Genomic DNA, 25,506 nt, shown 5'->3' on the forward strand with positions numbered 1-25,506 from the left:
CCCAGGCCAGCGGCACCGCCGCGATCAGCGCCGCGACCGGCAGCACCAGGAATACCCACAACATCACCAGGGAGCCGACCGGCTGAGTGCCCTCGATCAGCGGCTTCGGCGCCAGACGGGGCGTACTCGCGCGGACGGCGGACAATTCTACGCTCATCGCTACATACCTTCCGGGACCGGCCCGATGATCACGTACGCCCGCTGCGGAGCGCTCCAGCGTGTGATCCCGAACTGGAGGACTGACGAGGGGAAGGCCGCGAGGTCTGGGCAGCCGTCCGCTGGCTTTGCGGTAGAAGGCACCGCGTTGCCGGCGCAACGTTGGAGTCGATGACCCCGATACAGAGATGCCCTTCAGTCACCGGGCGAAACACCGCCCGTCTCGACTTAGCCGTGATCCTTCCGAGGTGGCGGTGGGTCGTGGTGGTCACGAACGGCCCGGCCAGAACAGGCGCGCCCTCAGGAGTACAAAATGTGCGCCAGCATGGCCCGCTTGGTGGCGCCGCGTTGACCTGCGTTCCCCCAGTCGACCGGCTCGGCCGACGACCGCACGTCGACCACACCGGGCGGGCCAGTCACCATGATCGTTGACCCGATTGACCCACATTGGCACCAGCAGCGCGACCGATCCACGTAAGAGTGGCGGTCGGTGCTCAACCGTCCCGGCCGAGCGGCGGCGGGGACTCCACCATCGCGGCGAGGAGGTCGGCCACCGGCACGGTGGCGAACCCGACCCGGTTGTCGCTGGCCCCGTACGGCAGCCACAGCTCACCGTCGTGGACGAGCCCTCCGCAGGAGTAGACGACGTTGGGGACGTAACCGTCCTGCTCGGCCTCGTCGGGCGCCAGGAGCGCACTCGGCAGCCTCGCGATCACCCGTTCCGGTCGGCGCAGGTCGAGCAGGAGCGCACCGATGGCGTACCGACGCATCGGGCCGACGCCGTGGGTGAGTACGAGCCAGCCGGCGCCGGTCTCGATGGGCGATCCGCAGTTGCCGACCTGGATCAGTTCCCAGCTGTCCCGGGGGGCGTGCAGCGGCACCGGCTCCTGCCACCGGTTCTCACCGTCGAGGCGGGTCAGGCCGATGGTCTCGCCGTCGGCGCGGCACAGGGCGAGGTGCCGGCCGCCGACGGTACGGGGGAACAGCGCGACGCCCTTGTTGCGGACGCCCGGCCCGCGCATCGGGGTGATCTCGAAGCGGCGCAGGTCGTTGCTGGCCAGGGCGCGGGTGGCGATGCTCCGGCCGTCGTAGGCGGTGTAGGTGGCCCGGTACACCGGTCCGGACTCGTCGATGAACCGGACGAACCGGGCGTCCTCCATGCCGTTGCTCTCCGCCGGAACAGCCGGCCAGAGCACCCGTTGGTGCAGCCCGGTGTCGGCGGGGAAGGTCATGGCGTAACTGGCGGCGTTGGTGCGGCGTACGTGTTCGAGGGTGTCCGGTCCGGTGCTGCGGGAAAGCAGGTCCGGTGGCAGATCGCCGAGCACCCGCTCGAAGGTCGCCTCGTCGTACCGGTCGGGCAGGGCGTCCAGCACGGACGCGGTGACCTCGTTGTCGCAGTCCTCCTCGGCCAGGCCGGCGGCGAGCAGGTCCCGGCGGTGCCGTACGGCCGTCCGCTGCCCGACGACCAGCGGGCCCGAGCGGTCGGCGACGGTGAGCCGGCGTCCGGCTCCGAGGACGGCGGTGGCGAACCCGATGGACGACAGGTGGCCCTCGCCGATCTGGCGCAGGCTGATCGCGACGCGCAGCTGCCCGGCGCCCAGACCGCCCTGGTCCGGGTGGACCACCATCGACGGGTTGCACAGGGCCGCCGCCTCGACCGCGTACTCGTGGCTGAAGTAGGCGCCGATCAGAAGTCGGGTGGTGGGGGGTAGGTCCCGGGCCCGGGCGATGCGGTGCCGGACGAGGTCGTGGTGGTGGTGGAACGTGTCGTCCAGGTTCCGGTGTCGGGTGCCGAAGCGGTCGAAGGTCTCCCTGAGCAGCCGGCCGGTCTCCTCGTCGTCGAGGTGCGCGACACGGTCGATGAGCGCCCTCGCGCGGCTGCGTACCAGGGCGGCGTCCTCACCCGGGACGAAGAGCTTGACGACGACCCGGCGTGGATCCGGGGCGAGGGTGGCGCCGTGCCGGACGGCCAGGGCCTCGGTCACGACCACCGCCGGGCGTGCTGCAAGGTGGAGATCAGCGCGAGGGTCGATTCGGCGCCCTGGTTGAAGTTGGGTCCGTGCGCGGTCAGCCCGTCGTAGCCGCCGCCGGTCGCCGGATCCCACATCCGCGTGCCGACGTCGTTCTCACCGAGGAACCACCCCACCGCCTGCCGCACCCCGGCTTCCCAGCCGGAGTCGCCGGTGACCGTGGCGGCGGTGGCGCAGGCGTCGGCGAAGGCGGCGACCTCGATCGGTTGCTGGTCGTGGCGCAGCCGCGCCGCGCCGCGCTGCCACCCGCCGGCCGGTACGACGGACAGGTGCCCGTCGCGGAGCTGGATGTCGCGCAGCCAGGCCAGCATCCGCAGGCCGTTGTCGAGGGGCGGGCCGTCGTGGCGCAGTTGGCTGGCGAGGATGACGACCTCCGCAAGGGCCGCCGAGGCGTAGGTCAGCCGCGGCCAGGGCCAGGGCCACCGTGGATCGGCTCCGGGACCGCCGATCGTCGTGGCGGCGTCCGTCAGAAGCGCAGCCGCGGCGGCGTGGGCCGGGTGGCGGCGCAGTACCTCGGCGGCGCCGAGCCCGGCGAAGGCCATCGCGTGCGGGGCCGGGGAGCGCCGGGTGGCGCCGCGGCTGAAGGCGACGAGCGCCTCCTCCCGGATCCAGGGGGCCGGGCTGCGGGCCGCGGCGGTGCCCAGCCCCCACAGCGCACGGCCCCACCAGTCGCCGAGGCCGGGCTCGTCGGTCCAGCGCCGGTCGTGGCCGAGCCGGTTGCGGAAGGCGCCGGCGGCGTCCTGCGCGTGGGTCAGGAAGGCGAGGTAGCACTCGGCGAGCCGGAGCACCTCCTCGGTCGGCTCCGGCTCGCGGCTGGTGACGACCAGGCCGCGCGCGACGTCGTCGGTGCAGTAGCCGTGCTCGCGGCGGACGATGGCGTGCCGGGCGTGCTCGAACAGCCCGGTGTCGTCGCTCAACCGGCTCAGGTGCGCGAAGCTCGGCCGGGGCGTCGGATGCCGGCGGCCGCTGCCCGGCATGCTGGACAGACCGGTGGTCGCGGTCACGCCGACGCCGCGCTGACCGCGGGACGACGGGCGGCGACGAGCCGCTCGGCGAGCGTACTGTAGCGGGCCGCCACCGCCGGCCAGCGCAGGTCCGCGGCCAGCGGCCGGACACGGCCGGCCAGCCGCGCGCCCAGGCCCGGTTCGGTCAGGATCCGCCGGATCGCGACGGCCAACGCCGCCGGATCCTGATGGGGTACGACCAGACCGGGACCTCCGGTGAGCAGCTCGACGGCGTGCGGGAAGGCCGTCGCCACGACGGGCACCCCGGCGGCCACCGCCTCGATGAGCACCCCAGAGGTGACCTGTTCGCGGGAGTCGTACGGCAGCACGACCACGTCGGCGGAGCGGATCAGCCGGCCGAGGGTGGCCTGGTCGTGGTAGACGTCCTGGTAGTCCACGGCGTGTGCGACGCCGAGTTGCGCGCCGAGCCGGTGCAGCCCCGACCGGTACGCCTCCCCCTGGTGCTCGACCACCTTCGGATGGGTCCGACCCGCGACGGTGTAGGTGGGTGTCGGGTCGAGGTCCTGCAACTGCGCGAGGGCCCGCAACGACCACTCGACGCCCTTGCCGGGACCGAGCAGTCCCCAGGTCAGCAGGTGCGGCCTGGTACGCCGGTCGGCGGGTAGGCCGACGTGCTCGGCGGCGCCGTGCGGGATGACCGTGACCTTGCCCGGACGTACGTTGTAGCCGACCAGCAGCCGGTCGCGAGCCGTGTCGGTCATCGTGACAACCGCTCCGGCGGCGGTCACGATCTGCTCCAGCAGGGACCTCTGCCGGGCCGAGGGCCGGCGGAGCACGGTGTGCAGGACCACGATGCTCGGCACGGTCAGCCGGCGCAGCAACGGCAGGACGTCCTCGCCGTCGGCGCCGGGGTAGATGCCGTACTCGTGCTGGACGACGGCCACGTCAAAGGTGTTGAGGGCCGTCGCGCCGTCCCGCCATCCGGCCTGGGTACGCGTCGACCAGGTGTGCACGACCCCGGGTCCGGCCCGCAGGTCGTCGCCGCGGTCGGTGACCCGGACGATGCCGCCACGCGTACCGTCGGCGGTCAGGTGGGCGGCGAGGGCGGAGTTGAAGGTGGCCAGTCCACACCGGGTCGGCGGGTGCGTGCTGAGGAATCCGTAGCTGGGCATGGGTGTCGGGCCTTCCGTTTGCCGGCCGCCTCCGGGGTACGGGGGCGAACCTCACGCGGTATCGGCGCACGCCGGCCAGCGTGTGTGGCCAGCGAAACGGATGCGTAGGCGATGACCGGGTTCAGCGGTGCGATCGGCGGGTGAGGTGGTCGTAGACCGCCAGATAGTCGGTGACCATCCGGTCCGCGCCGAAGCGCTGCCCGGCTCGGGCACGGCAGCCGGCCCGGTCCAGCCCAGCGACCCGAGTGACGGCGTCGACGGCCTGCTCGACGGTGTGCACCAGGAACCCCGTCACCCCTTCGTCGACGACCTCCGGCATCGATCCCCGCGCGTACGCGACGACGGGCGTGCCGCAGACCATCGACTCCACCACTGACAGTCCGAACGGCTCGTCGAAGGCGATCGGGTGCAGCAGGGCGGTGCTCGCGCCCAGCACCTCCGCACGCCGTCGAGGGCCGACCGATCCGAGGAAGACGACCTGGTCGCCGTCGATGTGGGGGGCCACGTGTTCGGCGAAGTACCGCTCGTCCTGCACGATGCCGCAGATGGTCAGCGGCCGGCCGGCGCGGCGGGCGATCGCGATGGCGGTGTGGGTGCCCTTGTCGGGATGGATCCGGCCGAAGGCGGCCAGTCCGGTACCGGCGTCGCGGGTGAACGGCAGCCCGGTGAGATCGACGCCGTGGTGCACCGTGGCGACGTAGTCGAGGTCGGCGCTCCGGTCGGCGTCGGAGATCGACACGTAGGACGAGCGGGCCCGGGCGTACGCGGGGAGGATCCCCGGACCGGAGAAGCCGTGGACGGTGGTGAGGAGCGGAGCGCGGCAGTGTTCGGCGAAGGCGAGCGGTAGCCAGTCGAGGTGGCTGTGGACCAGGTCGAACTCCCCGGAGCGGGCCATCGCGTGGGACACGTGCATCGCCTCCCACACCCGGCCGTCCAGGTCCGGATCGTCGGCGTACCCCCGGGGACACACGCCGTCGAGGGCCGCCGAGGTGACGGAATCCAACGTCGCGAAGAGGGTCACGTCCACGCCACGGGTGACCAGCCCTTCAGCGAGCAGCCCGGTCACCTGCTCCCAGGGACCGTAGTGGTCTGGGGGTGTCCGCCAGGCGACCGGCCCGAGCAGGGCAACCCTCACGGGGACGCGTCGGCGAGATCGGCCGCGTCGAGACGCAGGGTGGCGAGCAGCCCCACGTGCTTGGCGGGGTCGACCCGCTCCGGTAGTTCGCGCTCGACCCAGTCGGCCCTGGCGTGCTGGCCGCGCTCGCGCAGAGCCGTAACGATCCTGTACCTGGCGATCCTCATCGTCTGCCCCCTTGAGAAGCCGTTCGGGATGGTCGTGCGTACCGGTGGCGGTATGACCGGTGGCGAAGGTCCAGCGGCGGTGATCGGACGAGCGGCCATGACTTCCTCCTGGTGATCCCGACGGCTCGGCCCGGGTGCCCGAGCGGTTCCTTGCCGGCGCCGGGTCAGCGGAGCATCCCGGTTCTCAGTTGGGCCAGCGAGCGCTTCAGCAGCCGGGAGACGTGCATCTGGGACAGCCCGACCCGGGCGGCGATCTCCGCCTGGGTCAGATCACCGGAGAACCGCATGGTCAGGATCCGGCGTTCGCGTAGGGGAAGCGTCGCGAGGAGCAGCTCGAGGGTGAGATGATCGTCAACGGCGGTGTATCCGGCATCGGCGGCGCCGCTGAGCGCGTGGCGATCGATGCCGTCGGCCGCGGGCCGTGGCTCGTTCAGCGGCGCCAGGCGATAGACACCGAGGGCGGCGACGGCGGCCAGGAGTTGGGCGACGGTCACCTCCAGGGCTTCGGCGAGCTCTAGATCCGTCGGTTGGCGACCGCGTTGCTGCGCCAGCCTGCCCCGGGCCTCGGGCACCTGTGCACCCAGTTCCTGGGCCGCCCGCGGGACCCGGATCGCCCAGGCCGTGTCGCGGAAGTGCTTCCGGATGCCGCCGAGGATGGTCGGGACGGCGTAGGCGGCGAACGGCACGCCTCGACTGCTGTCGTATCCGTCGACGGCCTTGATCAGGCCGAGCGCGCCGACCTGTGCCAGGTCGTCGTAGGACTCCCCGCGGCCGGTGTACCTGCGGGCCAGTCGAGCCGCCATGGGCAGGTTCGCCTCGATGATCCGGTTCCGCAGCCGTGCGCGGTCGGGATCATCGACGTTCAGGGCCGCGCGTTGGCGCAACAGCTGTTCGCTGTTCCCCGTAGCCGGGCTCAACGTCGAAGGGAAGGAGACGGCTGTGGGTGTCAAGGCGGAGGTGACCATTGTTCCAACGCCCCTAACGGGCTGGTGGCGGCGAGACTGGCGGCCACCGGGGACCCGGGCGACACCGTCACCGTACGCCTTCATCTCCCCGACCGACACTCGGACGGGTTCCGGGTGCCGAACCGGTCGTCAGTCGGAGCCGTGGGTGACCGGCGCCGGCGCGAACTGCTCGGAGCCGTCGACGATCGCCTGGGACAGTTCGGACAGTCGCCGGTTGTGGCTGCGGGCGCCGTCGCGCAGTAACGCGAAGGCCTGACCCACGTCCACCTGGAGGCGTTCGGCGAGGATTCCCTTGGCCTGCTCGATCAGAACGCGGCTGTTCAGCGCGGTCTGCAGCTGTTCGGTGAGCATGTCGCGTCGATGGATGGCGCGCTGTTGCAGCAGTCCGATGGTGGCCACGTCGGCGAGTGCCTGACCGATGCGGAGCTTACCCTCGTCGAGGGCTCCCGGCCGGACCTCGAAGAGGTTCAGCGCGCCGATGACCTCGGAACGCAGGCGCATGGGCAGGGCGTGCACCGCGGCGAAGCCGACCTCGGCCGCCGCGGCGGCGAACCTCGGCCATCGGGCAGGGGTCAGGTTCAAGTCGGCGACCGACACCGGTTGGCCCGTACGGAAGCAGTCGAGGCACGGCCCCTGGTCGGTCTGAAGCTGGAACAGCTCCAGCAACCGGGTGCGTTCGGAGGAGGCGGCTACCACCTGCAGCGTGTCCCGCTGGTCGGTCAGGAGCAGCCCGGCCGCCGACACACCCAGCAGATCGACACACCTCTCGGTCAGCACGTGCAGGAACTCGATTACGTCGAAGTCGTCGACGAGAGTGTCGGCCATCTCCACGAATACGTCGGCCAGCTGGGTCTCGGCCATCTCAGTCACCTCGTCAATCACTGGTTCCACCGGTCACCCGACGGGATGGTCCGTAAGGCGCCGTCCTGGCGCCGATCCCCTGTTCACCCATGCCGGTCACCACGTGTCCTGGCCGGGCCGAGACGCAGGCGCCGGGCGACGACGTCAGTTGCCACGTCCCGCAACTGCCGGTCCTGGGAGTACGCATGGGCGCGCAACCGGACGAGCGCCACCGCCGCGGGCACTTCCAACTGGACCATGATCATCCCGGTCGCCTGGTGCACCTCGGGGTGGTGCAGGCCGGTCCCCTCGGGCCACTGATCGTCCCGGTCCACCCCGTGGCGCGCCGCGCCGTTCAGCAGCACCGCGCATGCCGTGTCCGCCAGGACCAGCACGTCGGCCAGTTCCTCTGCCGCGAGGTCATCGGCGCGGGCCCGGTAGAGGTCCAGGACACCGAGGTTGATCCCGCCCACCCGTAGTGGCAACGCGAACACCGCGCAGGCCCCGGCGAGGACCGCGGCCGGCGCGAACACCGGCCAGCGGTTTCGGCACTCCGGCACAGTCAGGTCGGCGACCAGGACAGGTCCACCGGTGGTGGCGTCCACGCACGGTCCCTCACCGAGAGTGAGGGTCAGGTCTTCCAGCTCCAGGGCGGTCCGGTCCGTGGCGTACACGAGTTCGCGCGGCGTGGCATCGAGGACGACGGCGACGGCGGCGGAGTCGACGCCCGCGACCGAGACTGCCGCCGCGCAGACATGATCGACAGTGACCGCGCCACCTCGCGCCGCATCACCGAGAGCGGCCCACAGTCGCAGCCGACGATCGGAGGTCCTCGGATCGCCGCGCCCCGGGTTGTCCTTGCCCACTGCTGACTCCGACCCGGATCGTTCGAAGCGGACGTTACGGTACGGCGCTGAGGTCCCGGGCGAAGGCCAAACCATACTCCGCATGACGCCGCCACGCGACCGGCGGCTCACCGGACCGTGACGGCGCCGACGGCTGCCGAGCCGATCCAGGCGCGGAAGCGTACGCTGAAAGTGTCGCTCGGGACCCCGGTGGCTGACAGTCGCCGCTGGCGGACGCCCCCCACCGATCGAGGTCACCGTGTTGACCACTCGCCCCGCCATCCCCACCGGTCAGGTCACCGGGCCTCCTCGCGTTCCTGGCAAGGCACCTTCCACCGCATGTCGGACCGCGACGGTCTGTCACAGGTCCGCAATCAACCGGACGCGCCGGCGCACCATCGCGCTCAGGCCGGCCAGATGCTCCTCGGAAGGCGGCGGTTCGTGATGACCGCACCCCGGAACAGTCATGTTCGATTCTTCCCGCGCGACGGTCACCGCGGCACCGATGCTTCTCGTCCGATGCCTCCGCGGCCGGCGGTGAAGCGCTCGCGGGTCGGAGGTCTGTGGGTCGCTGCCGTGGCGTTCGCGGTCGTACTCCTGCTGCTGCTCGTCTTCGTACTGCAGAACGGGCAACCCGCTGAGGTGTCGTTCCTCGGCGCGCACGGCACCCTGCCGATGGGGGTGGCACTGCTGCTGGCCGCGGTTTCCGGGGTCCTGCTCGTCGCCCTCCCCGGCACCGCCCGGATCGTGCAACTCGAAATGCTGGGCCGCCGGCGCGTCACGCAGGAAGCCGGCGCGGCCGAGCATCGTGCGACTACCCCGCCGGCGCCGGGCATCGCCATCGTTCCGCTGCCGCCCCGCCCAGAGAATCAGGGCGGCTGAGCCATCTCCGTCACCACGCCAGCCACCACGATCTCCGCATCGACCATCGCCGCACCCCGGCTCGCCCTCGCCCTCCCCCACGACCGGGCGGTTCTGGACGGCGGGTGGTGGCCGCGGTCCTGGACCCGGCCACCGAACTCCCCGGCCTGGTCCTCGCCCTGTCCGAACGCCACGGCCGGATCCGGCATCTCATGCTCAACATCCACACCTGGGAAAGCCGGATCCGCCGGTTGACCGTCGGGCCGGACCTGATCCGGATCGGCTGGTTCGACACCCTCGACCCCGCCCTGCTGGTCGCCACCACCGGCCGCGACCTCCAGGTCGATCTGCTGGTGGTACCGCCCGCCACCCCGACCGCGGCGGCCGAGTGGGCGATGGCGACCGCCGCCGACCCAACCAACCTCAGGCGGGCGCCCGACATCCTGGCCAGCACACCGGCTCGGCCCAGGGCTGCGGCGGCGATCGGCTCCGACACGTACGCGGTGTGGGACGACGAAGGTGGCAGAACCTCGCTGATCGGCGCGGATCCTCACCGAGTTCGAGCCCACGACGGTGTCGCCTGAATTCAGTTTCAAGTGGAGCCGGCAGACGGCTGCGGTGCCGGTGGGCTGACCGACAAGAACCGCTGGTCGGCCCGATGCGATGCCGGCGGCTCGCCCAGCACGGCGGTCAGTTCGCGACCGAGGAACTCGTCGTATCCGCTGATGAGGGGCGGACGGCGGCCATCGATCTCGCGGAGCCGCTCCCCAACCCGACGGACGGCGATGGCCGTCACCCACGCGAGACCGTCGACCTGATCGGCGGCGCACCTCGGCGCAAGGTGCCAGACCTCGACGAACACCGCCCGGGTCACCGCGACGGCGGCCGACGGGCTGCCCACACCCTCACGCACCTGGATGAAGACCGCACGGACGAGGCGGCGGTAGAGCCGACCGAAGGCGGCCCGGTCACGGTCGGCGATCCGCTTGACGAGGTCATCCACGGACTCCCGGCCAGGGAGGACATAGGCGGGGGGAACACGCATCCGATGCTCCTGGTGGTGTGCCTGCGGCTGGGGCACCACCAGGGACCAGGGCGGCCGTTACGCCGCCCACCCTACGCCATTGCGCCGGTCCTTCTCCGCACCAAGTGATGGTTGCCGACCAGCGGCAGACGCGAGCCGTGATCCCGGCGACGAACCGACTCCGACGACCGGTGTCCGGGTGGTGGCCGCTGGCGATGGGATGCTCGCGCCGGCGGTGACCCGCCGGCTGATCGACGAGTTCGCGCGTCAGCCGGGGCGGCCCGGCCGCTGCCGCGACGGCTGGAGGGGGTGACCGAGCGCCCGGCGGGGCTGCAGGAGCGCGGCTCGGCGGCAACCCTTCGCCACTGAGTCTCTTCGCTCAGGAGCGCCACCACTGCCCCACCTGGGCGGGCACGATGCCGGTGCTGGTGTCGTACGCGGACGGCAGGTGGATACTGCGGTCACGACCAGTGCGGAGTGTGACGAGGGTTGCGGGCGTTTGTCACCGGATGCAAGTATCGACCGTCGCCACATCGCCGCGACAAACGGGGGAACGGCCAAGGCGACGGGTCGTTTCTTCGTGCGTACGGCCCGTCTGCATGGAGCATGAATCGAGCCTGTCACTCAGTGATCGACGCGGGGACGACCAGCGAGGCGTCGGCTCCCTCAACCTTCGCCGCTCCAAGGGCCTGGTCGGTCTCGCCGTCATCGGCGCGATCCTGGCCGCCCCGATGCCGGCCCTCGCCGAGGGCAGTTGGAGCAGCAGCCTGAGCGGAATCCGCAATGGCTACATTTCCCGGACCTGGACCGACAACAACAACGACAGTGTCATCACGAAGACGGTGTTGTCCGGGTGCTCCCGGTCCGACGGCGCCAACTTCACGCTGACGGTCGACCTCCGCCGTGAGCGCAGCCTCTCGCCCGATGTGTCCTACGGCATCATGGACGTCTCGGCCTGCAAGGGTGGAACGGGCACCGGCACCTGGGGCGACCAGACCTCCGGCACCTACTTCCTCCAGTTCGGGCACTACACCTTTGGCACGGTCTCCGCGACCAGCGTGAAGACCTACTTCTGATCGGGATGGCCGTGAGCGGAGTTCATGCCGCTCACGGCCACTCGAAATAGCGACGGATTCGTATTCGCCCGAGAGAAAGCGCCACCATCATCAGCGAGTCATTTCACGTCCGCGGCGACGACGTCTTCTTCCGCTATGGGAGGCGCGGGGCAAGTGAGGTGCTGAAAAGTGTCAGTCTCGCTCTGGACGCCCGCCCGACGGTGCTTATCGGCCCCAACGGTGCGGGCAAGTCGACGCTCATGCGTCTGCTCACCGGTCAGCTCAAGCCGAGCAGCGGTTCCGTCACCCGAAAGGGGCGTGTGGGTGGGCCGCTCAGCACACGGTCGCCCTGCCCGGCTTCACCGTTGCAGAGCAGGTGCAGTACGCCAGCTGGCTCGCCGGTCTCGGCCGTGCCGAGGCGGTGGACGAGGCCACCCGGGCGCTCGGCAAGACTCACCTGACCGACCTGGCAGACCGCCCGGCGACCCAGCTCAGCGGAGGGGAGCGGGCGCGGATGGGCATCGCGTGCGCGTTGGCGTCGGCGCCCGACTTCCTGGTGCTCGACGAGCCGACGGCGGCGCTCGACCCGCTGGCCCGCCGGTCGGTCACCGCGGTCCTGCAGGGGCTGGCCAACCAGGGCACCGGTCTTTTCGTCTCGTCGCACACCGCCACCGACGTCGGTCCACCGTTCGAGCGGCTGCTGGTGCTGCACCGCGGCCGGCTCGAGTTCGACGGCTCGGTCGAGGAGTTCTTCCGGCTGCGGCACGGCAGCGGTGTCGTGGCGGACCTGGCGCAGGCGCTCCGTGACGACTGACGCCGCCCCAATGTCTTTCCGGATGCGGGCCCTACCACGCCGCCGAGGTGACCGCTCACTCCTGCGAACGCCGGCCGCTCTGCTCGCCGTGCCGTGCATCGTGCTCGGGCACCTGTTCCTCTCGGCCAACCCGCCAGTCGCCGCGTACGCTCCCGCAGGCGCGGCAGCCGTCGCCGGGACGATGAGCATCATCGCCCCGCTGCTCGCGGCCTGCGCGGCGTGGGAGGCGTTGACCCTCCGCGCGCTCTGGGGCCTGCTCACCGTCGACCGGCCTTGGTGGCGGGTGCTGCTGGGCCGGCTGGCCCCGGTGCTCGTGGCCGGCCTGCTGGTGCAGGCGGTCCTGTACGCCGACGTGCTGCTGACCTCCTCCCGGCTCGGCTGGCCCGGGTGGCAGCTTCCCCTCCTCTCCGTCCTCGGCACGGTGACGTGGACGATCTTCGGCGCCGCCGTCGCGCTGGTGCTGGGTCGCGTGCTCGCCCTCACCGTGGCGCTGCTGGCGCCGTATCTGCTGCTGACGCTGCCCGCCGGTTGGGAGCCGCTCTGGCTGCGTCATCTCAACGGGAGCCCGTTCGACTGCTGTTCGACGAGTGAGCTGCTCGACCCGCGGGTGACGATCGGGTCGGTAGGCGTCCTCGGCGCGATCCTCGTGGTGTCGCTCTGCCTCGTCCGGGTGCGGCTGGCGCCGAGCCAGGACCGGCCGTGGGTCCCCCTGGTCACGGCGGTCGCCGCGGTGGTCGCCGGGGTCGCCGCCGCGGGCGCGGTGACCGGCCTCGGCGCCTCACCGGCCCGGCCCCGCCCCATCGCCGACCTCGTCTGCCGCGGGACGGTGTGCCTATGGCCGGAGGACTCGGTCGCCCGCGACGCGAACACCGCCGCGTGGGACGCCGTTCGCGCCTCGTGGGCCCGGCTGGGGCTGCCCGCGCCGACGGTGGACCGCGTCGGGCCGATCCAGGCGGACGGGATGCTGCCGCTCACGACCGCCTCCCGCGATGTCCAGGCGGCGAAGGCGACGATGGCGCAACTGCTGCCCCGCGCGCTGAGCGGGTGCCTCACGGAATTCGACGACGCCGCCCAGGGCGAGCGGCTCGACTCGTTGAGCATGCTGCTCGCACGCGACCTGGGGGTGGAGGACCAGCTCGCCGCTCCCCTCCCTACCGGTTCGCCAGCCTCCACGCCGGCCCTCGCGCAGCGGCTCTGGCAAGAGATCGGCAGGTGCCCCGGATGACGCTCTACCTCCGATCGCACCGGGCGGTGCCGCTCGTGGCGGGGAGCGCACTGCTGATGGTCGTGGGCTGGTGGCTGGCAGGCACCACCCTTCCCGTACCGCAGCTCTTGCAGGGCCGCACCGCGCCCGTCGCCATCGAGATGCTGCTGGGGGCGCTCTACGCGCCGCTGGTCGCCCACGGCTTCGGCGGAGTGACCCTCCACTTGGAGCACGCCTCGCGCCGCCGGCTCCTCGGCCCGGACCTGCTGCTGGTGGGACTCGTGCTCGCTCCGGTGGCCGTCGTCGGCGCGGCGGCCACGTGGACGGGGGACGGCGCCAGCGGTGCCGGCGCCGTCCGCAACGCCCTGTTCTTCGTCGGCGCCGCACTGCTGCTGCTCAGCGTGTTCGGGCAGTCGGCCGCGGTCGTGGCGCCCATCGCGTACTTCTTCGTGGCCAGTGTGGTCGGCGGTCGGCCGGACGGGTCGGCGGAGTGGTGGGCGGTGGTACGGGGACCGGCCCACGCCAATTCGTTGGCGGTAGCCTTGGCGCTCCTGGCCCTCGGGACCGGGCTGTTCCACCTCCGGGCCCGCCCGTCCGCCGCACTGCGCCCCGCCTGAGAGAGTGATGGGTGACGTGAGGGTGCACCCGTCGCCGTGGCCTCCGGTCGTGGTCAGCGGGTCACCGTGCGTTCCTCGGTCCGACTCGCGATACAAGCGCACAGCGCGCTGACGTAGCTCATCGGCCCACGGCCATCAGACCATGATCAAGAAGCTCCGTGGCCGCGACCGCCTCCACCGCGAACCGGATGCGCCCGGAGACGGACCCGCCGTAGCGGTCCGTGCGGAGGTTGGCGTTCCCGGCGAGGAACTGCCCGATCAGGTACCCGTTCGCGCCGTGCAGTTCCACGCCGTCGAAGCCCGCCTGAACCGCTCTGCGCGCCGCCGCGAAGGACTTCACCCGGACCGGGCCGGCGCGCCTTCTCGCCGTCCCGCGGAACGGGTCGGCGAGAAGGCGCACCGGCCGGTCTGCCGTGCTAGGCGCGGACGGTCACCGGTGCGCTGGTGGCGCGGCCGTCCACGTGGCCCGCCTTCACCGCCACCACGGTCACGGTGACCGCCTTGTCGCGCATCGCGGCTGTCAGCTTCAGCGTCTTCGTCGTGCCTGACAGCACGCCGCCCACCCGCCACTCGTAACGGTAGGAGTCGGCGGCCGGCGTCCAGGTACCGGTGGTCGCCTGCACGGTCTGGCCGACCCGTGCCACGCCGGTGATGGTCGGCTTCACCGTGGCCCGCAGCGCCGCGCCCTTGGCGACCGGCACGGTGGCCTTCGATGTCGCCTGCGCCGGCGAGTAGCCGGGCTTGGTCGCGGTGACCGTCACCGTCAGCCGCTTGCCCAGCAGGGGCGCTGGGATCACGTACGTGGAGCCGGTCGCCCCACTGATCGCGGTGCCGTCGGCCGCCCACTGGTAGGTGTACGCCGTGGCCGCCGGACTCCACTGCCCGGTCGAGGCGCGGACCGTCGCCCCCACGGTCACCGAGCCGCTGATGGTCGGCGCGGTGACCGACCGGATGGCCTGTGCACCGGTGATCGAGAAGGCGTCGGCGAGCGACACCGCGTCGCTCCAGTCGTTGGGCCGCACCGAGACGGACGCCTTGCCTACGGCGGCGGACGTCAGGTCCACCTCGGCGGTGAGGGTCCGATGGTCGGCGGAGACGCTCAGCACCGTCGCGGTCAGTGCCACGCCGCCCGTCGGGGTGACCGTGACCTGGTCCTCCTGGTGGAATCCGGCGCCGGTGACGGTGATCGTGCGTACGGCGCCGGCCGCGACCGACGCCGGCGACACCGATGTCACGGTGAGCGGGTCGGGTGCCACGTAGAAGGAGTAGGAGGTCTGCAACGACTCGACGCCGTCCGCCGTCAGGCTCTTCACGTACAGCGTGTGGTAGCCGGAGTCCGGCGGCGTCCAGGTGATCGTCGCCGTGCCGTCCGCCGCCGCGACGGTGTCCTCGGTTCCGGCGACCTGGTACGTGTACTTCACCGCGGCGGGCTGCCGCGGCTTGAAGGTGAAGGTGCCCGGCGCGATCCTGCCGGAGCCCGACGAGGGGAAGTCGGTGGAGACGACCACCGGGGAATCGGTGACCGACCAGGAGGTGCCGCCCTCGCCCGTCCGTACGCCGGCCGCGTTGCGGGCGACCACGGTGACGTAGGTGTAGCCGCGCTTGGTGAGCGTGTACTGGAACGTGACCGTGCCGTCGGCGGCCGCCGGCAGCACCTGCCGGGTGGCGGGGTCGCGGTTGAGGAGCACCTCGTACTCCGCGACGTTCGCCATCTCGGTGCGCGCCGTGAAGGTGGCCGTCGACCCCAGCACGTCGCCCCCGCTGCGGGTCACGTACGGGCTGGCGGGTGAAACCGAGATGGAGATGTACCGGGGCTCCGACAGGGTGCCGTCGGCGCTGCGGCTCTGCACGAGAAGCGCCTGCGTATTCATGTTCTCGTTGGTGGCGGTCCAGGTCAGGTCCGCGGTACCGTCCGCGCCAGCCGGCAGGACGGTCTTCTGGTCGGGCTCGTTCCCGCTGTAGTCGCGTCGCCAGTAGAGGTAGGACTCGACGTCGGGCATGCGCGGGGCCAGGTGGAACCGGAGGGACGACCCGATGATGACGCTCCGGTCGACATCGCCGGTGACCCTGGGCGCGTTGTCGACGACGAAGGTGTAGGCCCGCTCCGGATGCGTCGCGCCGTCGCTGGTGACGCTGCGGACGTACAAGGTCTGCCGGCCGGCCCGGGTCGGGGCGATCATCGCGGTGGCCTTGCCGTCGGCGTTGGCCGCGACCGAGCCGGACGGGCCGTCGCCGTCGATGCGCCAGGCGAACGACTCCGTGCCCGGGACGTTGGCGGTGAACTCGAACCCTCCGGGTACGCCGACGCCGTAGTCCAGGTTGGTACTCCAGTCCGGATACGCGCTGGAGAAGATGGAGGGCCGCGTCTCCCGTACCCAGAACTCGTAGACCGCCTGGTCGGACCAGTTTCCGGCGCGGTCGACGGCGTACACGGTCACCGCGTGGTAGCTGGCGCCCTTCGGCGTCCAGGTGACGGTCGCCGAGCCACCGAGGCTGGTCGCCGGCACGGTCGAGTAGTCGTCGTCGCCACCGGTCTCCCCGGAGTAGAACCGGTAGCGGTAGCTCACGGTGTCGTCGGAGGCGGAGGTGAAGACGAAGTTGCCGGCGGCGCCGACCGCACCGCCGGCGTTCTCCCAGCTCCCGGACGGGTACGTCGTCGAGGCGACGGCCGTTGCCGGACCGCCGGTTCGGTCGAGCGTGAAATAGCAGGTGTCGCTCCACGGCGACGTGGCCGCACCATCGAGGACGCGGACCCGCCACGCGTACGTGACGCCGTCGAGCTGGCGGGCGGGATCCTCGAGCTGGATGTAGACGCGGTTGTTGCGCTGGTCGACCGCGTCGCGCCACTGCTGCGGCTCGTCCGGCCTGGTGACGTCCCACACCTGGAAGTCGGCCTGCGGGTCGGCGCTCTGAGGTGCATCGGTCCAGGAGCCCTGTAGCACCACGGCGTGGGCGTCGTTGAGACGGTCCGGGCTGAGGTAGGGCCCGGGTGCCTGCGTGGCGCACGCCTGGCCGGCGGTGGTCAGCTCGGTCGGCCCGCCGACATCGGCGGCGGCCGGGGTGGCGATCGCGCCGACCACCGTCGCGCAGCCGATCGCCAGGGCCATGGCAGTTGACAGAAAGCGTCGAGAAGCGCGCGCGTGGGCACGCATGCCGTTCCTCCCCGTGATGAAGGCGGGCATCATGACGAGTTGCCCGCGGAGGAAGGATCACACAGCCGGCCGATATCGACGAGATCCGCTTCTCGGATAGGGACGGTCAGACGGCACCGGTGACCGATCGGCCCAGCCGCCGGCCGTCAAGGGTCGGCGCAGCCTTTCAGCAGGGTGGACCAGTTGCCGGCACCGACGTGGCCGGACGGTCCGGTGCCGCGACAGCTGCATCTGGATCTCAGCGTGACCTCGGTCGCGCAGCTGAGGGCGCAGCATGAGCGCGTGCTGGCTCTCGGCGGCCGGCTGCTGTCCGACCAGGAGAACGGCCCCGACGAACCGTTCCGGGTCTACGCCGACCCGGCGGGCGGGACACCCTTTCTGCATCTTCGTCGCCTGAGGACGAGCCGGGGTGCGCCGACGGCAGCCGTCGACGGCGGAGCCGGGTGTGTCACGTCCCGGCAAGCCTCGATCAGTTTCCCGAGGATCCGAGCTGTCGCGCGTCGGCGATCGCCGCTTCGATGGACTGACGGGCGATGCCGGTGCGCTGGACGACCAGCACCAGGACCTGCTTGATGCTGTCCAGGGCCTGTAGCAGCGGCCCGGGCTGCCCACCCTGCAGGATCATGGTGACGAGTTGCTGCACCTCGCCGATCTGGCTGATGGTCCCGGCCGTCGCGTCCCGTGCGCTCTCCACCGCGGCGTGGACGGGTGTCAGCCCGGAGATCGTCTCCTGGGCGGTGGCTTCGTGCGGGACGGCTGCGGTCGCCTTCGTCGCCTCGCCGATCGAGCCGGACAGGCTGCCCAGGCCCCCCTGGATCGCGGTGATCGTGCTGCGCACCCGGGTCATTCCCGCGGCCACGGCCAGGAAGCCGGACCCGACGGCCCGCAGCGCCACCTCCTGAGCCTGACCGTCGGCGGCCGCCGCCAACCGCTGCGCGCGCTCGACGCCCGTCATCAGCGCGTGCAGTTCACCGGTGATCTTCTCGATGTGCGACACGGAGCCGACTTTCCGATCGAAGACAGTGAAGGTGTTCGACCGCTGAAACTACCGGGGCGTCCGTGCGGCCACCAGACGGACGAGCGTCGGGACCGCTACCCGGCCGCAGAAAAGACGGACGGAGCCGTCCGAAGCGCATGACGGATGCCCGAGGCGGGTATGGTCGGTGTCGACGGGCACTCGCCCGCGACCGGGACACCGGATCGGGTCCCAGTGCGCACGCCGGGCTTCACGACGACGCGGCAGGTCTTCTCCCGCTACCCGATGCGCTCCGCTCCTCAAGAAGGATTCTGCATGACATCGAACGGCACCCACGTATCGGCGTTGTTCCTCGCCGTCCCCACCCTCGACGGGCTCGACGGCGCCGACGTGAGGTTCGACGGCAGCGAGGAGGCCATGCGGCGGCTGCGTCACCCGTTCGCGGTGAGCCCGACCGCTCCCGCGCCCGGGACGACGGCGCTGACCGGCGAAGGCTCGGTCCTGCGCGACTGACCCCACTCGGCATCAAGCTGCGCCTACTCATACTTTCGGCTAGTAATCAGTCAGTCTTTCAGGTAAGGTTCGCGTCACTACCTGAACGACATGACGCGGTGGCGAGGCCCGTGGTCGTGGCCTTGCGACAGCGCATACGCCCGTACGTGCGCTCCCGGCGAAAGCCGGTTCGGAGATCTTCCGGTCGATCCGATCCACGGGCACGGGAAGGACCACTCCCATGGTCATGACCTTTGCATCGACGACCAGCAACCGCACGTACGGCGCCGACCGCCCGGACGATCTCCTGGCCGCGCTGGCCGCGACCCCGGACGACGACCCCCGCCGGCCGGCGCTGCGGGAACGCACCATCGAGGCGTGGTTGCCGCTCGCCCGTCACCTGGCGCGCCGCTACTCAGGCCGCGGAGTCCAGGACGAGGATCTGACCCAGACCGCGGCGGTCGGGCTGATCAAGGCCGTGGACCACTTCGACCCCACCCGGGGCGTCGACTTCACCGGGTACGCCATCCCGACCGTCATCGGGGAGATCAAGCGGTACTTCCGCGATCGCACCTGGGCGGTACGGGTACCCCGTCGCCTGCAGGAACTCCGCCTGACGATCACCGAGGCGAACAGCACCCTCACCCACACGCTGGGGCGTTCGCCGACCGTGGCGGACATCGCGTCCTACCTGAACGTGTCGGAGGAGACCGTCCTGGAAGGACTCGAAGGGGCGCGGGCGTACCGGGCCACCTCGCTGTCCACCCCGACCGGCGTCGACGGCGTCCAGGAACTCGGCGACACCCTCGGTACCACCGACCACGACTTCGAGCTGGTCGAGCTCCGCGTCGCCCTCGGCCCGGCGCTCGCCACGCTGCCGGAACGCGAACGCAGGATCCTGAGCCTGCGCTTCCACGGCAACCTCACCCAGGCCGAGATCGCCGATCAGATCGGCGTCTCGCAGATGCACGTCTCCCGGCTCATCACCCGGGCGCTGGGCAAGCTCCGCGGCGAGCTGTCCGAGGACGGCCCCTCCGCCGCCCGGGCCTGACCTTTCGAGGTCAGGGCTGGGCGCGAGGTGCGCTCAGCCGGTGGGCAAGGGTGGCCCGCAGGTCGTCGATGCCGGCTCCCGTCAGTGCCGACACCGCCACGGCATCCGGGTACGCGCGCCGCAGCGCGTCGACCCACTCGGGCGGCGCGGTGTCGATCTTGTTGAGTACGAGCAGTTCCGGGACGTGCCCGGCCCCGATCTCGTGCAACACGCCGTGCACGGTGGTGATCTGGTCCAGCGCGTCGGGCGCGGAGGCGTCCACCACGTGCAGAGCCAGGTCGCTGCGGGTGACCTCGTCGAGGGTCGAGCGGAACGCGTCCACGAGCTGGTGGGGCAGGTGGCGGACGAAGCCTACGGTGTCGGTCAGCGTGTAGGTGGACTCGCCCGTGCTGATCCGCCGGACCGTCGGATCCAGCGTGGCGAACAGGACGTCCTGGACCTGCGCGTCCGCGCCGGTCAACCGGTTGAGGAGTGCCGACTTGCCGGCGTTGGTGTATCCGGTGATCGCCACCGACGGTATCTGGTTGCGCGCCCGCCTGATCCGGGTGCGCTCACGGCGCTCGGCCAACTGGGAGGCGTTGCGGCGCAGCCGGGTGGCCCGCTGTCGCAACGTACGCCGCTGGGTCTCCAGGCGCATCTCACCCGGACCACGGACACCCATACCCGCTCCGCCGGCCATCCGGCCGCCACCCACGCGGGACATCGACCGGCCGTCGCCCCGCAACCTCGGCAACTGGTACGCGATCTGGGCCAGCTCCACCTGCACCCGGCCCTCGCTCGTGCGGGCGTGCTCGGCGAAGATGTCCAGGATCAACGCGGTGCGGTCCACCACGCGCACACCCACCCGCTGCTCCAGGTTGCGCACCTGGCCAGGGCTGAGGTCCCCGTCGGCGATGACCAGGTCCGCGTGTGTCCGCTCGGCCAACGCGGCCAGTTCGTCGACCTTGCCGGAGCCGACGTAGGTCGCCGGATCCGGCCGGGAGCGACTCTGCACGACGGCGTCGGCGACGCGCAGGCCGTCGGTGTCGGCGAGGCGCCGCAGCTCGGTCAGCGACGTCTCGGTCCCGGGTCCACCGGCACCGTCGCCCTCCTCCCCGCGCACCGCCACCAGCACCGCTGTCGGACGCTCACCGGGCGTGCCGACCCCCGTTCCCAACAGCCACGACCCTGCCATCGTCACCTCTCTCCGCCCCTGGTGTCCTCCCCGTACCCCTCGGACGACCAACCATGCGGGTCGGAGGGCGGGCGTGGTCTAGTCGTGCAGCAGCCCGGCATGCCCGGCGAGGGCTGCGGCTTCCGCCCGACTGGACACCCGCAGCTTGCGCAGCAGCGCGGCGGTCATCCGTTTCACGGTGCGCTCGGACACGTGCATCTGGTCGGCGATGTCCAGGGTGCTGCGGCCGGCGGCGATCGACCGGAGCAGGGCGCGTTCGTCGGTGTCGAGGTCGACCGGTGCGACCCGACCGGGGCGCAGCAGCGCGCGCAGCAGTGGTGCCGGCAGGACCGCCCAACCCTCGAGGACGGCCAGCAGCGGGGGCAGCAGTTCCTCCGGCTCGGCGCTCTTGGGCAGGAACGCCTCCGCGCCGGCGCGCAGCGCCTCCAGGGCGGGTGCCGGATCCTCGTCGCCGGACATCGCCACGACCCGCACCCGTGGCGTGGTCCGCCGGATCGCCGCGACGGCGCGGATGCCGCCCGGCGCGGGCATGTGCAGGTCGACCAGAGCCAGGTCGGGTAGACATCGACTCATCAACGAGGCGGCCGCCGCCGCGTCCCCGGTGGAACCCACCACGCACGCCCGTCCATCGGTGGCCGCGGGCAGCAGCAGTTCGAGGCCGCGGGCGAAGAGCGGGTGGTCATCGACAACGGCCATCCGGATGGTGGGGGACGGGCGCATGCCTGTTCCCTTCCCGAGCGGGTACCGATCATGCCGTACACGTCAAACGGGAGGAGTCGGGCGTATGTGCGAAGGACACGGGTGGGGACGACTACTGCGAGCTTTCCGCCGACCCGACCCCTCCGGTGCCGCGCCCGGCGGGGCCCCGGGCCCGAGTGACTCCTCCGGCCTCCTCGTGCGGACGTTCTGCCACGAGTTCCGTACGCCCGTCAACACCCTGGCCGCCCTGACGCAGGCGCTCGCCGAGGAGCGGAGGCCGCTGAGCGGCGACGAGCGTCGCGCCATCGCCGCACTCGCCCGCGACCAGGCGGCGCACCTGCAGGGCCTGCTCGGTGCGGCGGCGGCCAACACCAGCTCCCTGACGCTGGTGGGGCGCCAGGACGAGCAGAGGGTGCCCCTGGCGCAGGTCCTCTCCGCCGTCACGGTCGTGGTACCGCCGGACCGACGGCGGATCCGGGTGACCCGGCGGGCCGCGGTGTGTGAGGTGTCGGAGCGCCGCACCCGGCAGGTCTTGGGAAACCTGGTCGAGAACGCGTTGCGGCACGGTCCGCCCGGAGGCCAGGTCGGCATCTACGCGGCGCGGCGCCGATCCGGGCTCAGCGTCACCGTCACCGACGAGGGGCGCGTCGAGGACACCCTGGTGGAGGCGCTGCGTCGACCGGCGCCGACCGCCGGGATGTCCGGTCTCGGGCTGTGGATCGCCCGCCAACTGGTCGCCGCCGACGGCGGGCGGGTGTGCCTGCACCGGCTGCGGCCGCAGGGGGTGGCGCTCGAGGTGCTGCTCCCCGGTCCGCCCACGGCGGGTTGACCCGGCGGGGCCGCCGGTTGGCCCGGGCGGGCCAGCGCAGCGGGAAGTCTCCTCGGCACCAGCCAACGGCACCGAGGAGGACCGATGTTCAGCCACATCAAGGACCTGCAGTTCGAGGCCAAGCCGGACGGCCCCGACGCGGCGTTCGCCCGCCGGCTCCAGGAGATCCTGGGCGGTAAGTGGGGCGAGATGACCGTCGCCAACCAGTACCTCTACCAGGGCTGGAACTGCCGGCTGCCCGGCAAGTACAAGGACCTGCTGCTCGACGTCGGCACCGAGGAGATGGGCCACGTCGAGATGATCGCCACGATGATCACGCGCCTGCTGGAGAACGCGCCGCTGTCACTGCAGGAGGCCGCCGACGACAACCCGATGGTCGGCGCGATCTACGGGGGGTCGAACCCGGCGCACTTCATCCACGGCGGCGGCGGGGCGCTGCCGACCGACTGCAACGGGGTGCCGTGGAACGCCGCGTTCATCACGGCCAGCGGCAACCTGATGGCCGACTTCCAGCTCAACGTCACCGCCGAGGCCCAGGGCCGGCTCCAGGTGTCCCGCCTGTTCAACATGACCGACGACCCGGGCGTCAAGCAGATGCTCCGCTTCCTGCTCGCCCGCGACACGATGCACCAGAACATGTGGATGGCCGCCATCGAGCAGCTCAAGGAGGACGGCCTGGAGGAGATGCCGGTGCCGGACGCCTTCCCCGACTCGAAGGAGTTCACCGAGCAGTTCAGCTACACGTACCTGGACTTCTCGCCCGGCCAGGACGCGGCCGAGGGCCGGTGGGCGTCCGGGCCGACCCCGGACGGCAAGGGCGAGTTCCGCTACGACCACAGCCCGCGCGCGCACGCCCCCGAGCCGGTCCTCCCGCCGGGCGACCCGCGTCTGTACGGCACCAACCCGGGCATGACGCAGGGCGTCGTCAACAAGGTCAAGAGCAAGATCACCTGACTCCACCGTGCCGGGCCGCCCAGGTGCGGTGGGCGGCCCGGCGCCCGGCCCCGACGCAGGAGGTGCGCAGTGACCGAACTCGTGCTTCGTCCGCTGGCGGACGCGTTCATGCAGGTGGGTGTGTACGTCGCCGTCATGGTGGCGCTCTTCGGCGCGCTGCGCTGGCGGTACGGGGACCGGATCACCGACGGGCTGAGCCGGCGCCGACGGCTCGGTCCGCTGGTCGGCGCGCTGCTCGGCGTCAGCCCCGGGTGCGGCGGCGCGATCGTCCTGATGCCGCTGTACGCCCGTGGCAAGGTCTCCTTCGGCACCGTCGTCGCCGCCCTGGTCGCCACCATGGGCGACTCGTCCTGGGTGGTGCTCGCCTGGAACCCGGTCTTCGCCCTCCAGCTGCACGCCCTGCTGTTCGGCGTCGGCCTGGTCACCGGGTACGTCGTCGACGCCCTCGGGATCGATCCCGCCCGTGCCGTCCCGCGGCGCGCCAGACTCGCGCCGGCCGGCACGCCGGTCGGCCTCGCCGCCGCCGGTGGGCCCGACCTCACCGCTTCCCGGCGTCTGCTCGGCGGACTGGCACCGCAGGTCCCTGCATCGACCGCGTTCTGGGGCCTGACCACACCGGCCTTCGTCGTGTCCGTTCCGGTCGTGTTCCAGCTCGTCGACCCGGCCGCGCTGACCCGCGCGCTCGGCGGGGTGGACCCGTACCTGGCACTCGGCGTGCTGGGCACCCTGACCGCGCTGCTCATCTTCGCCGCCGGACGGGGCCGGCTCGCCGACGACACCCTGGAAACCGCGCACGCCCGCTCGATCGGCGCCACGCTGCGGCACAGCGCCCACGAGGCGTCCTTCGTCACCGTCTGGGTCGCCGTGGCCTATCTCGGTTGGCAGGTGCTGACCACCACCACCGGCTTCGACGGCTCACAACTGGCCCTGACCGGCATCGTCGGTGTGCTGGTCGGCGCCGCGATCGGCCTCATACCGGGATGCGCCGTCCAGATCGTCTTCACCGGCCTCTACGTGAGCGGCGGCCTGCCGCTGCCGACCCTCGTCGCCAACGCGATCAGTCAGGACGGAGACGCGCTGATCCCGCTCGCCGCGTTGCGCCGACAGTCAGCCGCGGTGGCCACCGTCATCACCACGATTCCGGCGGCGGTGGTCGGCGCCGCACTGCTCGTCCTCCTGTGACCCACGAAAGGAGCCTCCGATGCCCTCCCTCGCCACGCCCGGCCCGGTCCCGATTCCCCGTACCCGGCGCAAGCTGGCGGTGTTCGCCACGCTGACGGTCGTCGCGCTCGCCGCCGGGCTGCCCGGCTGGACCATCGCCGCCCTGGCACTGACCAGCCTGGCGATTCCCCTTGCCGTAGCCCTGGCGGGAGGAGGCGCCCTCCTCCGCGAGTTGCTGCGCCCGCGGCTCGGCGGGACGGAGCTGGGCCCGCGGCTCGGCGGCGCCGGCGGAACGACGGCGAGCGGTCGCGGGCGGCCCTGATCAACGCCGGTCGAGTTCCGACTCCAGCCGCTGGATGAGCGTCTTGCGGGCCTTCCCCGCGCGTTCGGTCTTGAGTGCCGCCTTGAGCTGGCCCGTGTCGAGGCCGTGGACGAGTTTCGCGGCCTCGGCAACCGTCAGGTCCGACAGCCGCCCGACCGAGATCGCCTCCTTGCGCGCGCGTTTGGCCGGTCCGGTGTTGGAGACGAACTGCTTGCCGGACCGGGATGCCTCGCGCTTTCTGGTGTCGGTCGCGCGCTTCTCCTTCTCGGAAAGCTCGTTCCAGGCACGCTTGGGCAGATAGCGGCTCGTCTCGCCGTTCCGACGCGCCCGGGTCGTACCCTCCTTGGTCTGCCAGTCCTCGTCGCCCCACCGCTGCAGCGACTTCTGTCGCTCGTCCTTCGGCCCCTCGTAGCCTCCCCCGCGCTTCTGGTACTCCTTGGTGAGCAGCTGCGACTTGCGCGCCGACCACTGCCCCGGCCTACCGCCCCTGTCGGAGGCCTTGATCTCTTCTTTGATCTGATCCCGGAGTTCCGGTTTCGTGTACCGCGCCATGACACGCCGTTACCCCGGGCCGGACGGCGCGAACGTCACGCGGCGGACGAACACCGCAGGCGGCGCGGGCGACCTACCGCCGCGGGCAGGGTGCCGGAGCGGTCCGCCCCTGACGCAGCGTGACCCGTACCCGATTGGACCCCCCCGTTTGGACCGGTTGTTACCGCCCTCTCGCCCGTGGGACGGTCTGAGCCCGGGGAACCGCGCTCAGTTCGAGTTGCATCACGAGAGGTGAGCCGTGGGGGCATTCAGGGATGCGAGCTGGCCGGGACGGACGTCCGTGCCGCGGCGGAG

General features: G+C 71.7%; 27 protein-coding genes and 1 pseudogene. 13 read left to right on the forward strand and 15 right to left on the reverse strand.

The window, feature by feature from the left end:
• Nucleotides 1-650 precede the first annotated feature (650 nt).
• The 8 genes from ACTMSW_RS16370 to ACTMSW_RS16405 all read right to left on the reverse strand — a co-directional run bounded on the left by ACTMSW_RS16370 (nt 651) and on the right by ACTMSW_RS16405 (nt 8,296).
• Entirely contained in the window at nt 651-2,147 is a 1,497-nt protein-coding gene (locus tag ACTMSW_RS16370; protein WP_441181464.1) for a glycoside hydrolase family 130 protein, read from the reverse strand.
• Entirely contained in the window at nt 2,138-3,190 is a 1,053-nt protein-coding gene (locus ACTMSW_RS16375) for a glycosyltransferase (RefSeq protein WP_441181465.1), read from the reverse strand. Before ACTMSW_RS16375 ends, ACTMSW_RS16370 begins: the two co-directional genes overlap by 10 nt.
• Nucleotides 3,187-4,323, reverse strand: coding sequence for a glycosyltransferase (locus ACTMSW_RS16380; protein ID WP_441181466.1), 1,137 nt, complete (start codon nt 4,321-4,323; stop codon nt 3,187-3,189). Before ACTMSW_RS16380 ends, ACTMSW_RS16375 begins: the two co-directional genes overlap by 4 nt.
• Nucleotides 4,324-4,444: 121 nt before the next feature.
• Nucleotides 4,445-5,458 carry a glycosyltransferase family 4 protein gene (locus tag ACTMSW_RS16385; RefSeq protein ID WP_441181467.1) on the reverse strand — a complete coding sequence of 338 codons (1,014 nt, stop codon included), beginning with the start codon at nt 5,456-5,458 and terminating at the stop codon, nt 4,445-4,447.
• Nucleotides 5,455-5,625: a hypothetical protein gene (locus tag ACTMSW_RS16390; RefSeq protein ID WP_441181468.1), complete on the reverse strand. Its 171-nt coding sequence runs from the start codon at nt 5,623-5,625 to the stop codon at nt 5,455-5,457. Before ACTMSW_RS16390 ends, ACTMSW_RS16385 begins: the two co-directional genes overlap by 4 nt.
• 164 nt (nt 5,626-5,789) lie before the next feature.
• Nucleotides 5,790-6,542: a SigB/SigF/SigG family RNA polymerase sigma factor gene (locus ACTMSW_RS16395; protein WP_441181469.1), complete on the reverse strand. Its 753-nt coding sequence runs from the start codon at nt 6,540-6,542 to the stop codon at nt 5,790-5,792.
• A gap of 177 nt (nt 6,543-6,719) precedes the next feature.
• A complete protein-coding gene (locus ACTMSW_RS16400; protein ID WP_441181470.1) occupies nt 6,720-7,451 on the reverse strand; it encodes a GAF and ANTAR domain-containing protein in 732 nt (243 codons plus the stop codon).
• 83 nt (nt 7,452-7,534) lie between these two features.
• Nucleotides 7,535-8,296: a GAF and ANTAR domain-containing protein gene (locus ACTMSW_RS16405; protein ID WP_441181471.1), complete on the reverse strand. Its 762-nt coding sequence runs from the start codon at nt 8,294-8,296 to the stop codon at nt 7,535-7,537.
• Between the two features lie 318 nt (nt 8,297-8,614).
• Between ACTMSW_RS16405 and ACTMSW_RS16410 the strand changes: the two genes are divergently transcribed.
• Together ACTMSW_RS16410 and ACTMSW_RS16415 are read left to right on the forward strand one after the other, a co-directional pair.
• A complete protein-coding gene (locus tag ACTMSW_RS16410) occupies nt 8,615-9,157 on the forward strand; it encodes a LapA family protein (RefSeq protein WP_441181472.1) in 543 nt (180 codons plus the stop codon).
• A gap of 104 nt (nt 9,158-9,261) precedes the next feature.
• Nucleotides 9,262-9,720, forward strand: a complete 459-nt coding sequence (locus ACTMSW_RS16415; RefSeq protein ID WP_441181473.1) for a DUF5994 family protein — start codon at nt 9,262-9,264, stop codon at nt 9,718-9,720.
• 8 nt (nt 9,721-9,728) lie between these two features.
• Here ACTMSW_RS16415 and ACTMSW_RS16420 read toward each other — a convergent pair whose 3' ends face one another.
• Nucleotides 9,729-10,181 (reverse strand): hypothetical protein, encoded by a 453-nt coding sequence (locus tag ACTMSW_RS16420; protein WP_441181474.1) that lies wholly within the window; start codon nt 10,179-10,181, stop codon nt 9,729-9,731.
• A 578-nt stretch (nt 10,182-10,759) separates the two neighbouring features.
• Here ACTMSW_RS16420 and ACTMSW_RS16425 point away from each other — a divergent pair.
• The 4 genes and pseudogenes from ACTMSW_RS16425 to ACTMSW_RS16440 all read left to right on the forward strand — a co-directional run bounded on the left by ACTMSW_RS16425 (nt 10,760) and on the right by ACTMSW_RS16440 (nt 13,850).
• Nucleotides 10,760-11,236: a hypothetical protein gene (locus ACTMSW_RS16425; protein WP_441181475.1), complete on the forward strand. Its 477-nt coding sequence runs from the start codon at nt 10,760-10,762 to the stop codon at nt 11,234-11,236.
• Between the two features lie 230 nt (nt 11,237-11,466).
• A pseudogene (locus ACTMSW_RS16430) lies at nt 11,467-12,029 on the forward strand (ATP-binding cassette domain-containing protein); the annotation flags it as partial.
• A gap of 22 nt (nt 12,030-12,051) precedes the next feature.
• Nucleotides 12,052-13,254, forward strand: a complete 1,203-nt coding sequence (locus ACTMSW_RS16435) for a hypothetical protein (RefSeq protein ID WP_441181476.1) — start codon at nt 12,052-12,054, stop codon at nt 13,252-13,254.
• Complete coding sequence (locus tag ACTMSW_RS16440; RefSeq protein ID WP_441181477.1) at nt 13,251-13,850, forward strand: hypothetical protein; 600 nt, start codon at nt 13,251-13,253, stop codon at nt 13,848-13,850. The genes ACTMSW_RS16435 and ACTMSW_RS16440 overlap by 4 nt, the downstream gene beginning before the upstream one ends.
• Nucleotides 13,851-13,968: 118 nt before the next feature.
• Here the strand turns inward: ACTMSW_RS16440 and ACTMSW_RS16445 are convergent, their stop codons facing one another.
• Entirely contained in the window at nt 13,969-14,250 is a 282-nt protein-coding gene (locus ACTMSW_RS16445; RefSeq protein WP_441181478.1) for an oxidoreductase, read from the reverse strand.
• A gap of 16 nt (nt 14,251-14,266) precedes the next feature.
• Nucleotides 14,267-16,957 (reverse strand): IPT/TIG domain-containing protein, encoded by a 2,691-nt coding sequence (locus ACTMSW_RS16450; protein WP_441181479.1) that lies wholly within the window; start codon nt 16,955-16,957, stop codon nt 14,267-14,269.
• Nucleotides 16,958-17,215: 258 nt separating this feature from the next.
• Here ACTMSW_RS16450 and ACTMSW_RS16455 point away from each other — a divergent pair, with 258 nt between their 5' ends.
• Nucleotides 17,216-17,575, forward strand: a complete 360-nt coding sequence (locus ACTMSW_RS16455; RefSeq protein ID WP_441181767.1) for a VOC family protein — start codon at nt 17,216-17,218, stop codon at nt 17,573-17,575.
• Here ACTMSW_RS16455 and ACTMSW_RS16460 read toward each other — a convergent pair.
• Nucleotides 17,472-17,999, reverse strand: coding sequence for a DUF6244 family protein (locus ACTMSW_RS16460; RefSeq protein WP_441181480.1), 528 nt, complete (start codon nt 17,997-17,999; stop codon nt 17,472-17,474). The genes ACTMSW_RS16455 and ACTMSW_RS16460 overlap by 104 nt on opposite strands.
• 294 nt (nt 18,000-18,293) lie before the next feature.
• Here ACTMSW_RS16460 and ACTMSW_RS16465 point away from each other — a divergent pair, with 294 nt between their 5' ends.
• Nucleotides 18,294-18,491 carry a hypothetical protein gene (locus ACTMSW_RS16465; protein WP_441181481.1) on the forward strand — a complete coding sequence of 66 codons (198 nt, stop codon included), beginning with the start codon at nt 18,294-18,296 and terminating at the stop codon, nt 18,489-18,491.
• A 226-nt stretch (nt 18,492-18,717) separates the two neighbouring features.
• Entirely contained in the window at nt 18,718-19,521 is an 804-nt protein-coding gene (locus ACTMSW_RS16470) for a SigB/SigF/SigG family RNA polymerase sigma factor (RefSeq protein ID WP_441181768.1), read from the forward strand.
• A 10-nt stretch (nt 19,522-19,531) separates the two neighbouring features.
• On the opposite strand, the gene hflX is transcribed toward ACTMSW_RS16470, so the two are convergent.
• Both hflX and ACTMSW_RS16480 read right to left on the reverse strand, forming a co-directional pair.
• Nucleotides 19,532-20,695 (reverse strand): GTPase HflX, encoded by a 1,164-nt coding sequence (gene hflX, locus ACTMSW_RS16475; protein WP_441181482.1) that lies wholly within the window; start codon nt 20,693-20,695, stop codon nt 19,532-19,534.
• A 78-nt stretch (nt 20,696-20,773) separates the two neighbouring features.
• Nucleotides 20,774-21,391: a response regulator transcription factor gene (locus tag ACTMSW_RS16480; RefSeq protein WP_441181483.1), complete on the reverse strand. Its 618-nt coding sequence runs from the start codon at nt 21,389-21,391 to the stop codon at nt 20,774-20,776.
• A gap of 199 nt (nt 21,392-21,590) precedes the next feature.
• Between ACTMSW_RS16480 and ACTMSW_RS16485 the strand changes: the two genes are divergently transcribed.
• The 4 genes from ACTMSW_RS16485 to ACTMSW_RS16500 all read left to right on the forward strand — a co-directional run bounded on the left by ACTMSW_RS16485 (nt 21,591) and on the right by ACTMSW_RS16500 (nt 24,660).
• A complete protein-coding gene (locus tag ACTMSW_RS16485) occupies nt 21,591-22,223 on the forward strand; it encodes a sensor histidine kinase (protein WP_441181484.1) in 633 nt (210 codons plus the stop codon).
• An 84-nt stretch (nt 22,224-22,307) separates the two neighbouring features.
• Nucleotides 22,308-23,177, forward strand: a complete 870-nt coding sequence (locus ACTMSW_RS16490; protein WP_441181485.1) for a manganese catalase family protein — start codon at nt 22,308-22,310, stop codon at nt 23,175-23,177.
• 69 nt (nt 23,178-23,246) lie between these two features.
• Nucleotides 23,247-24,359 carry a putative manganese transporter gene (locus ACTMSW_RS16495; protein WP_441181486.1) on the forward strand — a complete coding sequence of 371 codons (1,113 nt, stop codon included), beginning with the start codon at nt 23,247-23,249 and terminating at the stop codon, nt 24,357-24,359.
• Between the two features lie 19 nt (nt 24,360-24,378).
• Nucleotides 24,379-24,660, forward strand: a complete 282-nt coding sequence (locus ACTMSW_RS16500; protein ID WP_441181487.1) for a hypothetical protein — start codon at nt 24,379-24,381, stop codon at nt 24,658-24,660.
• On the opposite strand, the gene ACTMSW_RS16505 is transcribed toward ACTMSW_RS16500, so the two are convergent.
• Nucleotides 24,661-25,212 carry a DUF5872 domain-containing protein gene (locus ACTMSW_RS16505; protein WP_441181488.1) on the reverse strand — a complete coding sequence of 184 codons (552 nt, stop codon included), beginning with the start codon at nt 25,210-25,212 and terminating at the stop codon, nt 24,661-24,663.
• Between the last annotated feature and the right edge of the window lie 294 nt (nt 25,213-25,506).

Origin of the sequence: Micromonospora sp. BQ11 (assembly GCF_052068135.1) — a bacterium.
Lineage (GTDB): Bacteria > Actinomycetota > Actinomycetes > Mycobacteriales > Micromonosporaceae > Micromonospora.